Origin of the sequence: Micromonospora sp. CA-269861 (assembly GCF_050948505.1) — a bacterium.
Taxonomy (GTDB): Bacteria; Actinomycetota; Actinomycetes; order Mycobacteriales; family Micromonosporaceae; genus Micromonospora.
The window spans coordinates 4,137,698-4,152,637 of record NZ_CP192014.1; the positions used below are offsets into that span (position 1 = coordinate 4,137,698).

General features: G+C 70.8%; 9 protein-coding genes. 7 read left to right on the forward strand and 2 right to left on the reverse strand.

Going from position 1 to position 14,940, the window contains the following annotated elements; translation table 11 throughout:
• The first annotated feature begins 38 nt into the window (after positions 1–38).
• Entirely contained in the window at positions 39–1,955 is a 1,917-nt protein-coding gene (locus tag ACQP0U_RS19015; RefSeq protein WP_433308864.1) for a glycerophosphodiester phosphodiesterase family protein, read from the forward strand.
• Positions 1,956–2,003: 48 nt separating this feature from the next.
• Here ACQP0U_RS19015 and ACQP0U_RS19020 read toward each other — a convergent pair whose 3' ends face one another.
• Positions 2,004–2,600 carry a hypothetical protein gene (locus tag ACQP0U_RS19020; protein ID WP_433308866.1) on the reverse strand — a complete coding sequence of 199 codons (597 nt, stop codon included), beginning with the start codon at positions 2,598–2,600 and terminating at the stop codon, positions 2,004–2,006.
• A gap of 237 nt (positions 2,601–2,837) precedes the next feature.
• On the opposite strand from ACQP0U_RS19020, the gene ACQP0U_RS19025 reads away from it, so the two are divergent.
• From ACQP0U_RS19025 to ACQP0U_RS19035, 3 genes are all read left to right on the forward strand, one after another.
• Entirely contained in the window at positions 2,838–3,218 is a 381-nt protein-coding gene (locus tag ACQP0U_RS19025; RefSeq protein WP_433308868.1) for a YccF domain-containing protein, read from the forward strand.
• Between the two features lie 154 nt (positions 3,219–3,372).
• Positions 3,373–5,508 (forward strand): RNA polymerase recycling motor ATPase HelR, encoded by a 2,136-nt coding sequence (helR, locus tag ACQP0U_RS19030; protein ID WP_433308870.1) that lies wholly within the window; start codon positions 3,373–3,375, stop codon positions 5,506–5,508.
• 85 nt (positions 5,509–5,593) lie between these two features.
• Positions 5,594–8,386 (forward strand): AfsR/SARP family transcriptional regulator, encoded by a 2,793-nt coding sequence (locus ACQP0U_RS19035; protein ID WP_433308872.1) that lies wholly within the window; start codon positions 5,594–5,596, stop codon positions 8,384–8,386.
• 114 nt (positions 8,387–8,500) lie between these two features.
• Here ACQP0U_RS19035 and ACQP0U_RS19040 read toward each other — a convergent pair whose 3' ends face one another.
• The gene (locus tag ACQP0U_RS19040; RefSeq protein ID WP_433308874.1) at positions 8,501–10,582 is read right to left on the reverse strand and encodes a PQQ-dependent sugar dehydrogenase; all 2,082 of its coding nucleotides are present in this window, start codon (positions 10,580–10,582) and stop codon (positions 8,501–8,503) included.
• 368 nt (positions 10,583–10,950) lie between these two features.
• On the opposite strand from ACQP0U_RS19040, the gene ACQP0U_RS19045 reads away from it, so the two are divergent.
• From ACQP0U_RS19045 to ACQP0U_RS19055, 3 genes are read left to right on the forward strand one after another with little or no spacing between them, the layout of a single operon-like run.
• Entirely contained in the window at positions 10,951–12,948 is a 1,998-nt protein-coding gene (locus tag ACQP0U_RS19045) for a serine hydrolase domain-containing protein (protein ID WP_433308876.1), read from the forward strand.
• A 42-nt stretch (positions 12,949–12,990) separates the two neighbouring features.
• Entirely contained in the window at positions 12,991–14,286 is a 1,296-nt protein-coding gene (locus ACQP0U_RS19050; protein ID WP_433308878.1) for a sensor histidine kinase, read from the forward strand.
• A complete protein-coding gene (locus ACQP0U_RS19055; RefSeq protein WP_433308880.1) occupies positions 14,283–14,939 on the forward strand; it encodes a response regulator in 657 nt (218 codons plus the stop codon). The genes ACQP0U_RS19050 and ACQP0U_RS19055 overlap by 4 nt, the downstream gene beginning before the upstream one ends.
• Position 14,940 lies beyond the last annotated feature (1 nt).

Sequence of the window (14,940 nt, forward strand, 5' to 3'; positions counted from 1 at the left end):
TGATCATCAGTTCGGGCGCGCTTCGTACCGTTCCGGCCATGACTGTCCTACCCGCATCACCGTCGCTCCCCCGCGCCGGGTCGCGCCTCGGCGTCCTGCGTACCCGGGCCGCCGCCTCCGTCGCCGCCCTCGCCGTCACCGGGGCAGCCGTCGCGGTCGCCGTCGCGACCTCCCCGCCGGCCACCGCCGAGCCGGGCAGCGTCGTCGTCTCGGAGAACTTCTCGGGCGGGTCGCTGCCCGCCGGTTGGAACGCGGTCGACGGCACCTGGAAGGTCGAGAACGGCCGACTGTACGGAACGTCCGCCAGCTCCAGCGAGAACAACAAGATCACGTTCGGTCGGCACCTGAACGACTTCCGCCTCGAGGCGACCATGCGCTTCGAGTCGGTCTCGGCCGCCACCCGCTGGGCCTCGCTCGGCATCGACGTTCCCGCCAATGGCGCGACCCCCTGGTGGATCGCCACCATGCGCAGCGGCACCACCGCCGCCAACGGCCTCGAATTCGCCCAGCGGACCACTGCCAACGCCTGGGTCGTGACGAACACCGCCTCCGCCCCGTCCGCCGCCGGCACCGGCCGGGACGTCCGCGTCGCCGTCGAGGTGCACGGCAACCAGGCCCGCTGGATCTTCGACGGTCGGGAGGCGATGCGGACGAGCAGCCTCCAGCGCTCCGCCGACGGCGTCCAGGGACTCTTCGTCAACGGCGCGACCGTGTCGTACGACGACGTCACCGTCACCGAGCTGGCGCCGAACGGCTACCTCCGCCCCGAGGGCAGCCCGTTCACCGTGATCGCCCACCGGGGCGCGTCCGCCGCCGCACCGGAGAACACCCTCGTCGCCCAGGAGATCGCCCGCAGGGGCGGCGCAGACTGGATCGAGAACGACGTCCAGCCGAGCAGGGACGGCATCCCGTTCATCCTGCACGACGGCACCGTCGACCGGACCACCGACGGCACCGGCAACATCCGGGATCTGACCGCCGCGCAGATCAAGGCGCTCGACGCCGGCTCCTGGTTCGGCCCGCAGTACGTCGGCGAGCGGGTGCCCACCCTCGCCGAGCAGCTCGCCGACCTGCGGACCCGGGGCGGCAACCTGCTCGTGGAGATCAAGGGCAAGCACACCCGGGACGAGGTCGCCACGATCATCCAGGTGATCCGCGACGAGCAGATGATGGGCCGGGTCTTCATCCAGAGCTTCGAGGTCGACGCCCTGAGGTACACCTACGAGATCGCCCCCGAGCTGCCGCTCGGCCTGCTCCGCAGCACCCTCGACGCCGACCCGGTGGCGATCGCGAAGGAGCTGCACCTGACCGCGTACAACCCGGACGGTAACGCGCTGCTGGCCAAGCCCGAGGTCGTCGCCCCGCTGCACGCCGCCGGTGTCGCCGTGATGGCCTGGACGATGGATTCCGCCGGGCTGTGGCAGCGGTTGGAGCGGATCGGCGCCGACGCGATCATCACCAACCGCGCGGCCGAGCTGGTCGGCTGGAACTCGGCGTTCCTCCAGCGGGCCTCGGCCGACCCGACCGTGCAGATCACCTCGCCTGCCAACGGCGCTCGCCTGGACCGGGCGCAGTCCCCGGTGATCGCCGTCGCCGCGACCAACGCGGACACCGTCACCGTCACGCTGGACGGTAAGAAGTCGGCCGCCGGGCGCAAGCTCGACCTGGCCAGGTTGACCGCCGGCCGGCACACCATCGCCACCGAGGTGACCGGGCCCGAGGGCAGTGCCACAGCGACCAGCACCTTCACCGTGACAGTGAGCCAGGCCGGCCTCGGCTACCTCGTCCTGACCTCGAACGCCGACCCGGCCGCCATCACGGCGATGACCACCAAGCTGGCCCACGCCCAGTACGCCGAGCTGGCCAGCTACGCCGACCGGCAGGCCGGCAAGCTGGTGCCGGCCGAGATCGCCAGCGTCATCGCCGCCGACGCCCGCACCCTCGCACTGAAGTAGTAGCCGTCCGGGGTGGCGCTGGTCCGAGGGCCAGCGCCGCCACGGTCCTCAGTGGACGCCGACGGGCGACTCGACCCGCTCGTCCCGCTGTCGCACCAGCGGCAGCGCCGGCGCCAACGCCAGCGCCATGCACACACCGCCGATGGGGAGCAGGTCGAGGGTGACCACCGGCAGGACGATGCCGATGAGGAGCAGCGGCACACTCCACCACGGCAGCCGCCGTCGGGCGGCGAGCATGCCGGTGAGAACGAGCAGGCCGACAAAGAAGAGCTGGGGTACGACGTCGTAGAAGGCCACCTCCACGCCGGGGATGTCCTTGAAGTCCGCGCCGAGCCTCGACATTTCTCCCCGGTCCTCGGCCAGGAGCCCTTCCACGATGTCCGCGCCGAACTGCACCATTGTCGCGGCGAGGCCGACGAACGTGCCGGCCACCACCGCGGTGCGCCACGGACTACGGGGCAGCAGGCGGGACAGCGCCAGCACACCCGGGACGAAGCACACCATGCCGGCGAGAGCAACCAGGTGTGCGGCCTGCCAGTCGAGCCCGGGGCCGTACACCCCGTCGGATCTTCCCCACAGACGGACCAGGCCGTAGGCCACGATGCCGACCGGTCCGGCGATCACGTAGAGCGCAGCGCGTTTCATGCCAGCCAGCATGTGGCCGCCCACGCCTGCCGACCTCCGGGAGCTTCCCTCGGGTAGCCCCGGATTTCGTCTCAGGTCTTCCACCGAGCAACCCCGAGACCCCGCCAACCACCGCCGGTCGAGGGCGGAATGGCCTGCCAGTCAACGCGGACTCCTCCGGGAAGGCCGACGAGCTGAACAGCGGCCTGACCCACGGACCGGGACGGCCGGGTGGCGAGCATGTCTCATGCTGGAGTGGTGATTCGTTTCGTACTGAATGTGCTGTGGCTCGTCTTCGGCGGTGGCCTCGTGCTGGCGGTCGGCTACGGCATCGCCGCGCTGATCTGCTTCGTCCTGGTCATCACCATCCCGTTCGGCGTCGCGTCGCTGCGCCTCGCGGTCTACTCCCTGTGGCCCTTCGGCCGCACCCTGGTGCCCAAGCCGAGCGCCGGCGTCGGCTCCGGCCTGGCGAACATCCTCTGGGTGGTGCTGGCGGGTTGGTGGCTCGCGCTCTCCCACATCCTCGCGGGCATCGCCCTCTGCGTGACGATCATCGGGATCCCGTTCGGCATCGCCAACTTCAAGCTCGTGCCGGCCGCGTTCTGGCCCCTCGGCCGCGAGGTCGTCGACGTGCCCTGAACACGGAGAACGGGAGACACCTGGTCTCCCGCCACTTCTAACTTATAGCGCACTGGGGGGCTTGCGGCAAGACCCGGTTTATGACGCAGAATCGTCGGCCAAGGCCAGATTCTGCCGAAATGGAAGTCATGAATTGGATTCCTTGCCTACCTCCGTGTTCGAACTCCCCGGTCACCTCTCCCCCAAGGCCGACCCGGCGCTCATCGCCCAGGACGAGCGGCACTTCGCGGCCATGGCGCAGAGCCTCGCGCAGCTCAGCGCCGAGCTGTCCGACCGGCTCGACACCGCGCGCCGGGCGCCCGGCGGCAAGGGCCGGCAGGCCGTCGACCGGGACGAGGAGGTCCGCCGGCTGACCGCCCGCCTGCGCTCGCTGAGCCGCTACGGGCTGGACCTGTGCCTCGGCCACGTGGTCGAGGCGGACAACCCCGAGCCCGTGTACGTCGGACGTCGCGGCCTCACCGACAGCACAGGCCGGCGGCTGCTGCTCGACTGGCGCTCACCTGCCGCCGAGCCGTTCTTCGGCGCGACCCACGCCAACCCGATGGGCCTGGCGAGCCGCCGCCGCTACCGCTGGACCCGCGGCCGGATCAGCGACTACTGGGACGAGGTGTTCACGCCGGACGGGTTCGTGGGGCACGCCGTCGCGCTCGACGACCAGTCCGCGTTCATCGCCAGCCTGGGCAGCGCCCGGTCGGCCCGGATGCGCGACGTGCTCAGCACGATCCAGGCCGACCAGGACGCCATCATCCGGGCGGGGTCGGCCGGCGCCCTCGTGGTCGACGGCGGTCCGGGCACCGGAAAGACCGTCGTCGCTCTCCACCGCACCGCGTACCTGCTCTACTCCGACCCGCGCCTCGGTCAGCGCCGGGGTGGGGTGCTCTTCGTGGGGCCGCACCAGCCCTACCTCGCCTACGTCGCCGACGTCCTGCCCAGCCTCGGAGAGGAGGACGTGCAGACCTGCACCCTGCGTGACCTCGTCGCCGAGGGGGGCGCGGCAACCGACGACACCGACCCGGAGGTGGCCCGGCTGAAGTCCTCGGCCGACCTGATCCGGGCGATCGACGCGGCCGTCCGGTTCTACGAGGACCCGCCGGTAGCCCCGATGACGATCACGGTCGGCGACACCGACATCCGCCTGCGCGCCGACGACTGGGCCGACGCGTTCCAGGCGCCGGGCCCGGGCACCCCGCACAACGAGGCGCGCGAGGAGATCTGGGAGGAGCTGCTCACGATCCTCACCGACAGGTACGACGGCGACGAGCCGGACGACGTGCTCCGCAACTCGCTGCTGCGTAACCGGGAACTGCGGGCGGCCGTCAACCGCGCCTGGCCGTTGCTCGACGCGGCCGATCTCGTGGGTGACCTGTGGTCGGTGCCCGCGTACCTGCGCAGGTGCGCGCCGTGGCTCAGCCCGGAGGAGGTCCGCAGGCTGCAACGCGACGACCCGCGGGCCTGGACCGTGTCCGACCTGCCGCTGCTGGACGCGGCACGGCAGCGGCTCGGCGACGCGGAGAGGTCGGGGCGCATCCGCCGGGACGACCCGGCCGCCGCCGTCGAACGCGAGCACATGGCCCGGGTCGTCGACGAACTGCTCGCGGCCGACGCCTACGACGACGGCGAGGGCCTGCTGACGATGCTGCGCCAACCCGACCTGCGCGACGTCCTGGTCGACGGGTCGGCCCTGCCGGACGCCGATCCGGATCTGCTGGCCGGCCCGTTCGCGCACATCGTCGTCGACGAGGCACAGGAGCTGACCGACGCCCAGTGGCAGATGCTGCTGGCACGCTGCCCGTCGCGCAGCTTCACCATCGTGGGCGACCGCGCCCAGGCCCGGCACGGGTTCACCGAGTCGTGGCAGGAACGCCTCAAGCGGGTCGGCCTCGACCGGGTCACAGTGGCCTCGCTGAGCATCAACTACCGGACGCCGGCGGAGGTCATGGCGGCGGCCGAGCCGATCATCCGGGCCGCGCTCCCCGACGCGAACGTGCCGACCTCCATCCGCGGCAACGGGCTCCCCGTCGTGCACGGATCGGTCGCCGAACTGGGCTCGATCCTCGACACCTGGCTCGCCGCGCACGCCGACGGGATCGCGTGCGTGATCGGCGACCCGACGTTCCCGCCCACGGCCCGCGTCCGGTCGCTGAGCCCGGAGCAGGCCAAGGGGCTGGAGTTCGACCTGGTAGTCCTCATCGACCCGGACAGGTTCGGCACCGGCATCGAAGGGGCGGTCGACCGCTACGTCGCGATGACCCGGGCGACTCAGCAACTCGTGCTCCTGACCAGCGGCTGAGCGAGAATCCGGTCTGACCCGCGCCCCACCACTGCCGGTTTCGCGTTGCGGTAGAAGGCAATCGATACCCGATACGCTGCGCCGTGTGGAGTTCCAGGTGCTCGGAGATGTCGCGGCCAGCCACCGGGGCAGGCCGGTTGAGCTGGGTCGACGGCAGGAGCGCTGCCTGCTGGGGTTGCTGTTGCTGGAGCCCGGCCGGGTGCTGCTGACGGAACGTCTGATCGAGTTGCTCTGGAGTGACGTCGACGCCGCGGATCGTCGCGCCACCCTGCACACCTACGTGGCCCGGCTGCGGCGGAGGCTCGCCCCGTACGGCGTTCGCATCGTCACGCGCGGCGCGGGTTACCTGATCGACGTGGACCCCGCGACTGTCGACCTGCACCGGTTCACGGCAGAGGTGGCCCGGACTCGCACGATCGCGGATCCGGCGGTTCGTGCTCAGGCTCTGGCGGCGGCCCTCGACCTGTGGCGTGGTCCGCTGCTGGCCGGCGTGGCCGACGAGGCACTGCGTCAGCGGCTCGGGCGTGGACTTGAGGAGCGGCGGTTGGCCGCGTTCGAGCGGCGGGTGGAGGCCGAACTGGCGGCCGGTGAGCATGTCCGGGTGGTGGGGCTGCTGGCCGACCTGGTACGGGAGTTCCCGACCAGGGAACACGGGATCGAGCTGTTCATGGTGGCGCTGAGTCGGTCGGGCCGGCGTACCGAAGCCTTGGAGGCCTACCGTGACGCGCGCCGGACGCTGGTCGAGGAGTTCGGCGTCGAGCCCGGCCAGGATCTCCAGCGCCTGCACCAACGGATCCTCGCCGACGATCCGGAGCTCGCGTTTCCGACGCCCAGCGCCGACAACACAGTGGCCGCGCCTCGGCACCTTCCGCGCGACATCCCCGGATTCATCGGCCGCGACGCGGATCTCGTGGCCCTGGACAACGCCGTCAGCGACGGCGGGGCGCCCTCCGGTGTCGCCCCGATCTGCACGATCGGCGGAATCGGCGGGCTCGGCAAGACGGCGTTGGCCGTGCACTGGGCGCATCGGGCGGCCGCGCGCTATCCGGACGGCCAGGTGTTCGTCAACCTGCGCGGCCACGGAACCGACTCGCCGACCCGTCCGATCGACGCACTCGGTCAGCTGTTGCGGGCGCTGAGCGTGCCACCGGAGCGGATCCCCCTCGACGTCGACGAGGCCGCGGCCCTGTACCGGTCGACGCTCGCGGACCGGCGGGTGCTGGTCCTGCTCGACAACGCCGTCTCCTCCGAACAGGTGCGTCCGCTGCTCCCGGCGTCGGCGAACTGCCTGACGGTCATCACCAGCCGCAATCGTCTCGACGGGCTGGTGGCCCACGAGGGGGCGCAGAGCCTGAGGCTGGGCCTGCTGTCCGACGACGAGGCGTACCGGCTCGTGGCCACGATGATCGGCGCGGATCGTGCGGCGGCGGGTCGGGACGAGATCCTCCGGCTGGCGGCGCTCTGCGGAAACCTCCCACTGGCCCTGCGCGTCGCCGCCGCACGGATCGTCGTGGACGAACGTCTGACCGTCCCAGATCTGCTGCTGGAGCTGGCGGACGCCCGAGAGCGGCTGTCCGGGCTGGCCGTCGAGGGCGACAGCGCGGTACGCGGTGTCTTCGCGGTGTCCTATCGCGCGCTACCGGCCGCATCGGCGCGCGTGTTCCGGCTGTTGGGGCTCGTGCCGAACACGGTGCTGTCGACCGCTGCGGTGGCGGTCCTCGCCGGTCAGGCCGAGAGCGAGATCCAGGAGAACATCGACGCGTTGGTGGACCGTTACCTCCTCGACGACGACGGCACGGGCCGCTACCAGATGCACGACCTGCTCCGGCTCTACGGCGCTGAGCGGGCCGAGCGGGAGGACTCCGAGCACGAACGCCTGCTCGCGGTGGGGCGGCTCGCCGACGCGTACGTCCAGCAGGGTGTGGCCGCTCAGAGCGTGTTCCAGCGCCTCCGCACGTCCGTGCCCATGCGCATCGCGCATCCACTCCCGCAGGCACCCACCTTCGACTCGATGGGTGCCGCCAGTTCGTGGTTCCAGGTGGAGGGCGGCAACCTGGTGGCGTTGGTCAGGATCTGCGACAGTCTCGGACTGGCGCGGGAAACGTGGCAGCTCGCCGACTGCCAGTACAGCTTTCTGGTACGAACCCACGCCCTGACGACCCTGCGGGAGACTCACGAGTTGGGGGTGGTCGCGGCGCGCCTCGACGACCGGCCCGACGGTGAGCGGCTGATGGCGAACGGGCTCGGTGTCGCCTACGCGCTGGGGCGGGACTTCGACCAGGCCATTCGGTGGATGGAGATCGCCGCGCAGGTCAACCTGGAGCAGAGTTCCCCCCGCGACGAGGTCGTCAGCCGGATGAACATTGGCAACGCCTACGGGCAGAAGGGCGACTGGGACGAGTCCGAGAAGCATCTGCGGCTCGCCCTGGCCGCAGCCCGGCAGTTGGACGACGTCTTCATCCTGTGTGTCTGCCTGAGCAACCTCGGGTGGCTCTACACCGAGCAGGGTCGGGCGCAGGAGTCGCTCGCCCTCCTCGAAGAGGCGCTGCGGATCGCCGTCGAGAACGACATCCGGCAGCAGATTCCTCCGTTGGAGGTGCACCTCGCGCACCAGAACGCGAACCTGGCGCGGCACGAGTCAACGGTTCGGCACGCCCGGGCGGCGGTGGCCCTTCGACACCTCGGCGATCAGCTCAGCACCGCTCGCGGGCTCTACTGGCTCGGCGTGGGTCTCGACGGCCTCGGCGCCACCGGGGAGGCGGTCGACAGCTGGCGGGAGGCCCTCGCGTTGATGACCGACATCGGCAGCGGCGACGCCGAGTATCCCGCCGCCGCCCTCGCACGGGTCGACCACCACGCCCAGACCGATCCGGCCTGATACACCGGGCCGTCCTGGCCTGGTAAGGGTTTGGTCAGGTCGCCGCGTCATTCTCTCGGTGCACGAGCGGCTCCGCAGGGCCAGCACGGGGGTGGCCCTGCGGAAACACCGCAACTAGTTGCCGAGCGTGACGTGGAGGATCCTCTCGTTGCTGTTGTTCGGAGTGCTGTCCTTGTCACCCTGGTTGGTGGTGGTCAGCCACAGCCCCCCGTCGGGAGCCGGCTCCACCGTCCGCAACCGACCGTAGGTGCCGCTGAAGTAGGTCTGCACGTTCGTCAGGCTGCTGCCGCTGATGACGGCGCGGTACATCCGAGCGCCCCGGGCGCAGGCCACGTAGAGCGCGTCGCGCACGATCGTGATTCCGGAGCAGGAGCCTTCGGCGGTCGGATAGGTGCGCGCCGGCGCGATGAACCCGGCCGTGCCGCAGGAGCCGCTGGTGCCCTCGCACGCCGGCCAGCCGTAGTTTCCACCCTTGGTGATCAGGTTGGTCTCGTCCATGATCGAGTTGCCGAACTCCTGCTCCCACAGCCGGCCCTGCGAGTCGAACGCCAGACCCTGCGGGTTGCGGTGGCCGTAGCTCCACACGTAGTTGCCGAACGGGTTGTCCGAGGGGACGGTGCCGTCCGGGTTGAGTCGCAGGATCTTGCCTTCGAGGCTGGACCTGTCCTGGGCGTAGTTGCCGTTCTGGGCGTCGCCGGTGCTGGCGTACAGCTTGCCGTCCGGGCCGAACCGCAGGCGACCACCGTCGTGGTACTTGTTACGCCGGATGCCGGTGAGGAGCACCTGCTCGCTGGCGGTGTTGAGTCGCCCGTTCTCCAGCCTGATCCGGACGATGCGGTTGTCGCTCGGCGAGGTGTGCATGATGTACAGCCAGCGGTCGCTGGAGTAGCTGGCCGAGATGGCCAGCCCCAGCAGGCCGCCCTCACCGTCGGTGCTCTGCACGTTCGGCACCGTGCCCAGGTTGGTCTTGGCCCCGGTGGTCGGGTTGAGCTGGATGATGTCGTGCGCGTCGCGGCGGTTGTAGAGGACGCTGCCGTCCGGCAGGGTCACCAGACCCCACGGGATGTCGGTGTCGGTGGTGACCTGCCGCACGCCGCACACCGGGTTGGCGCACGCCGTGCCCGTGGTCACCGTCGCGGTGCCGCTGCGCGACGAGGCGTTGTCCTGCGCGTCCCGAGCCACCACGTAGTACTGGTACGCGGTGTTCGCCACCAGACCGCTGTCGGTGAACGTGGTCGCCGGCGGCGCGCCGGTGACAGTGCCCACCTTCACGCCGGCCCGGTAGATGTCGTACGCCCGAACCCCGATGTTGTCGGTCGACGCCGTCCAGCGCAGGGTCACCGTGGTGCCCGACGCTGTGCCGCTGAGGCCCTGCGGCGCCGTTGGTGGCTGACTGTCGGCCTGGCAGGGAGGCGGCGTGATCGAGACGGTGGAACTCGCCTGCGACACGTTGCCGGCGGCGTCGCGGGCGTTGACGTACAGCCCCCAGGTCGCCCCGGCCACCACGGTCAGGTTGGTGGAGAGCGTCGTGCCGCTCACCGACGTCATCAACTGCCCATCGTGGTAGATGTCGTAGAAGGCCACCGCCACGTTGTCCGTCGAGGCGTTCCACGCGAACGTCACCGAGTTGCAGGTCAGGCCGCTCACCCGTGGACTGCCCGGCGCCGTCGGCGGCTGGGTGTCGGCGCTACCCAGAGACGTCGTCCACCGCTGGTTGGACTGCCCGTTGCAGGTCCAGAGACCGACTGTCGTGCTGTTCGCGGTGCCCGCGCCGCTCACATCCAGACAGAGGCCGGACTGGACGCCGACGATGGTCTGCGAGGTCGTGATCCGCCACCGTTGGTTGGCGCCGCCGGTGCAGCCGTTGATCTGCAGCGCGGCCGGCGCTGTGGTGTCCTGGCCGACCACGTCCAGGCACATCGTCTCGTCGTAGACCCGCAGCTCACCAGCCGAGGTGAACGTCCACGCCTGGTTGGCTTGACCGTTGCAGTCGTAGATGTTGATGCCGGCGCCCGCGGTTCGGACGTTGCCGACCACGTCCAGGCAACGACCGCTGGCCACGCCGACGACTGTCGACGGCGCCGCGGCGGACGCCGGCACACCAACGGCCAGGCTCAGCAGCGTCACCGCCGCCATCGCCGCCGGCAGCAGCCGCCGTCGTGGGTGGCTCGGGTTTCTCCGCGCGATGACTCGCATCCGTCCTCCAGGCTCAGGGCACCGACCGGCCCACCCAGACGACCAAGCGCCCGACCACGCCGAACATGTACATCGACCATCAAAGATGTGTTCGACGCACAAGTCAAACGATGTCCCTCGATCGGTGGGCAAACCCGCAGATCGGCGTACGCATCGTTCAACTGCGGGAACCGCCCGCACTGCTCCATCGGTGCATCCGCCCTCCTCCTCAGGTCGTAAGCGCATTGCCGTCCTGCGCCAGATGGCTGGGGGCGATCGCTCGAACAGGCTTGTTCCAGGGCATCGGGTGACGCCTTACGGACCTGCTCCGGACACCCGTTCGCCTGGGAAGGCACTGGCAGACAATGCGCCCACTCTCTCTTCTTCCGTTGCGGCGACACCGGCGTGTCGTCCGACTCGGCGCGGTGCTGGCGATCGCTGTCGTCATCGCCGTGAGCGCCGCCGGCTGCGGCGCGCCGCAGCACCACCCCGCACCGCACGTCGACGCTCCGGCGGCACCCGCCGCAGCGAGCGGTTCCGCCTTGACCGACACCGACGTCAACGCCTGGCTCGACGGCCTGCTACCGGCGGCGCTCGACCGTACCGGCATCGCGGGAGCCACTGTCGCCGTCGTGAACGACGGCAAGATCATCACAACCCGGGGGTACGGGTACGCCGACACCGGCACCGGCGGCAACGGGGCGGTGCCGGTCGACCCGGACCGGCACCTGTTCCGGATGGGATCGGTGTCGAAGCTCGTCACCGCCACCGCGGTGCTGCAACTCGTGCAGAGCGGAAAGCTCGACCTCGACGCCGACGTCACGACGTACCTCGACTTCGATCTGCCGCGCCACTACGAGCGGGCCGTCACCCTGCGGCACCTGCTGACGCACACCGCCGGCTTCGAGGAGCGGATCGCCGGCCTCATCGGCACCGACGGCGGCAACGTCAACCTGCGCAGGGCTCTGATGACCGACCCGCCGGAGCAGATCTACGAACCCGGCACCGTCCCGGCGTACTCCAACTACAGCAACGCGCTCGCCGGCTACATCGTCGAACGCGTCAGCGGGACGCGCTTCGAGGAGTACGTCCAGCGCAACATCCTGGACCGCGCGGGCATGCCGTCGTCGACCTTCGAGCAGCCCCTCCCGGCGGCGCTGCGTGACCGGATGTCCAACGGGTACGACACCTCTGCCGGGCCGGCCGCGCCGTTCGAGATCGTCGGTACGCCCCCGCCCGGTGCGCTGAGCGCCCCGGCGACCGACATGGCGCGATTCATGCTCGCCCAGCTCGGCGAGCCGGTGGGCTTCGCGCCCCTGTTGGACCAACCGACCCGCGAGCTGATGCAGCGGCCGGCACTCGACTCGACGTCGTTGGGCACGCTGGCCGACGGACCGCGGATGACACTCGGATTCTTCGCGGAGGACCGCAACGGTCACCGCATCCTCGGCCACGGCGGCGACACCAAGTACTTCCACTCCCACCTGCAGATCTACCCCGACGACCGGGCCGGCATCTTCCTCTCCCTCAACAGCAACGGCTCCGGCGCGCTCGACAGCAACGAACTTCGCGAGTCGATCGTGAACGGCTTCGCCGACCGCTACTTCCCCGCCCGCGACGACCAGCCGACCGTCGGCGTCGACCCGGCGACCACCGCCGAGCACGCCGCACTGGCCGCCGGCACGTACGAGTCCTCGCGAGCGGTACGGAGCAACTTCCTGACCGCGATCGGCCTGGTCGGACGGACGACGGTCAGCGTCGCCGACGGCGACCGGCTGCTGCTGGAGCCGGGCCCGCTCTCCGACTCTCCCGCCCTGTACGAGGAGGTGGCGCCCTGGGTCTGGCGCGAGGTCGGCGGGCAGCGCACGATCGCCATGCGGGCCACCGACGACCGGGTGGAGGCGATCAGTCTCGACCCCGCGTTCACGCTGCTGCCCGTCGAAGCCGCCCGTGCCTCCACGGTGGCCGTCCCGGTGCTCGCCCTGTCGACAGTCGTGCTGCTCCTCGCCGTTCTGTCCTGGCCGGTCGGCGCGATCGTCCGCCGTCGGCTCGGCCGCGCTCCCCGGGAGCGGGCGGGGCGTACCGCGCGGATCCTCAGCCGTCTCGCCGTCGCCGGCACGCTGCTCGCGTTCGCCGGTTGGGTGCTGAGCATCATCAGCATCATGAGCCTGCAGGACGTTCCCGGTGCCGCCCTGCGCACCATCCAGGTGCTGCAACTGGTTGGTCTGCTCGGCGTGGTGCCCGCCACGGTCCGGCTGGTCGACGACGTCCGACGCCACGTCGGCTGGCGACGGATCGCCGGCAGCAGCCTGATCCTGGTCGCTCTCGCCGGCGCGGGCTGGTTCGCCGTGGAGTTCCACCTGCTCGCGCCTAGCATCTCCTACTGACCCGCCCGACCCGGGACGATCCGGAGCAAGGATGCGCACCGCATGAGGGACCGCACCGACACCGAACCCGACAGACCCCGACTGACGAAGTGGCTCGACGGACGGCTCACCCGGCTCGGGGTGACCGGCGTGTTCCCCCGGGACTGCCTGCTCGCCGGCGTGCTGACCGTCCTGACGTTCGTACTGCTGACAGTGCTGTTCTGGTTCGTGGCACCGGTGGACGGGGTGTCGTTCGACCCGACGCGGGCCTGGCTGCTCGTCGCCATGTGCTGCGCGCAGGCGATCCTGCTGTGCCTGCGTCGGGTCCGGCCACTGCTCTGCCTCGCGCTGATCGTCGGCCTCCAACTGCCCATCATCGGCGCCTCCCTGCCCGAGGCGACCATCCGGGGCATCGCACCGTTCGTCGTGGCGTACACCGTCGGGTCGTTGCTGCCGGTTCGGCGCGCGCTGCTGGCCGCCGGCGCGGCAGTGGTGGTGGAGTCGGTCGGGGCGGCTGTCGCGGTGACCCCGGATCTGCTGACCGCCGTCGCGTACGTCTCGGCGAGCGCCCTGACCTACGCCAGCGCGACGTTCGTCGGCGGCTACGTGGCCACCTACCGGCGCTACGTCGAGCTGGTCCGGGTGCGAGCGGACGAGGCGATCCGGGAGCAGCACACGAAGGCCCAGGCGGCGATCGGCGCGGAACGCTCCCGGATGGCCCGGGAGTTGCACGACGTGGCGGCCCACCACCTCTCCGGCATGGTCGTGCAGGCCGCGGCGGTCGAGCGGTTGATCGACCGTGACCCGGCCGCCGCGAAGGCCGGCGTTGCCTGGATCCGGAGCCAGGGCAAGGAGACCCTGGACAACCTGCGGCTGGTCGTCGGTGTGCTGCGGGGGAGGCCGGGACACGAGGGCGGCGAGGGCGCCGCTCCGGTGCCGGGCCTGGGCATGCTCGACGACCTCGTCCGCACCGCGGGCAACCTCGCCGGCCCGGTGGAGTTCGTCCGGGAGGGCGAGCACCGCGACGTGTCGCCGATCGCCGACGTCGCGCTCTACCGGATCGCGCAGGAGTCGCTCAGCAACGCCCGACAGCACGCCCCGGGCGCCCCGGCGCGGGTGGTGCTCCGCTTCGAGCCCCGCTCGGTGTCGCTGGAGGTGGTGAACGAACCCGCCGCGCCGCGCCGCGTACCGGCGGCACGGACCGGTGGTGTCGGCCTGGTGGGCATGCGCGAACGCGCGCAGCTGATCGGGGCGACGTTCACCGCCGGCCCGACAGCGGCCGGTGGCTGGTCGGTCGCCGCGACGCTTCCGACGAACGGCCCCACCGCATCCCGCCCGAAGGAGGAGGCCTCCGCATGATCAGAGTGATGCTCGTCGACGACCAGGCCGTCGTCCGCGCCGGCTTCCGCGTCATCCTGGAGCAGGCCGGCGGAATCGAGGTCGTGGCCGAGGCGTCGAGCGGATCCGCAGCGGTCGAGCTGGCCCGCCGGCTGCAACCGGACGTCATCTGCATGGACGTCCGGATGCCGCACGGCGACGGGCTCACCGCGACCCGGCAGATCGTCGCCGAGGCGCCCGGAACGCCACCGGCGGTGCTGGTCGTGACGACCTTCGACCTCGACGAGTACGTCTTCGGCGCGTTGGAATCCGGTGCCAGCGGGTTCATTCTCAAGGACTGTGAGCCCGAGGACCTGATCGAGGCGATCCGTCGCCTCGCGAGCGGGTACGGGCTCGTCGACCAGGCCGTCACCCGTCGGGTGATCTCGGAGTTCGCCAGGCGTACACCCGCTCCCCGCTCCGACGCGGCGGCGGCGCACCAGCTGACCGCGCGGGAGACCGAGATCGTGGAACTGCTCGCGCAGGGCCTGTCGAACGTCGAGATCGCCGAGCGGCTCTTCATCGAGACCAGCACGGTCAAGTCGCACCTCGGCCGCGCCATGGCCAAGATCGGCGCACGGGACCGGCTACAGACCGTCGTGTGGGCGTACCAGAACGGGGTGGTCCACAGGTGAC

What these genes read in the sequence shown, in the direction of transcription:
- ACQP0U_RS19020 (WP_433308866.1), bottom strand. Translation starts at nt 2,600, where the DNA reads ATGAAACGCGCTGCGCTCTACGTGATCGCCGGACCGGTCGGCATCGTG.
- ACQP0U_RS19055 (WP_433308880.1), top strand. Translation starts at nt 14,283, where the DNA reads ATGATCAGAGTGATGCTCGTCGACGACCAGGCCGTCGTCCGCGCCGGC.
- ACQP0U_RS19050 (WP_433308878.1), top strand. Translation starts at nt 12,991, where the DNA reads ATGAGGGACCGCACCGACACCGAACCCGACAGACCCCGACTGACGAAG.
- ACQP0U_RS19015 (WP_433308864.1), top strand. Translation starts at nt 39, where the DNA reads ATGACTGTCCTACCCGCATCACCGTCGCTCCCCCGCGCCGGGTCGCGC.
- ACQP0U_RS19040 (WP_433308874.1), bottom strand. Translation starts at nt 10,582, where the DNA reads ATGCGAGTCATCGCGCGGAGAAACCCGAGCCACCCACGACGGCGGCTG.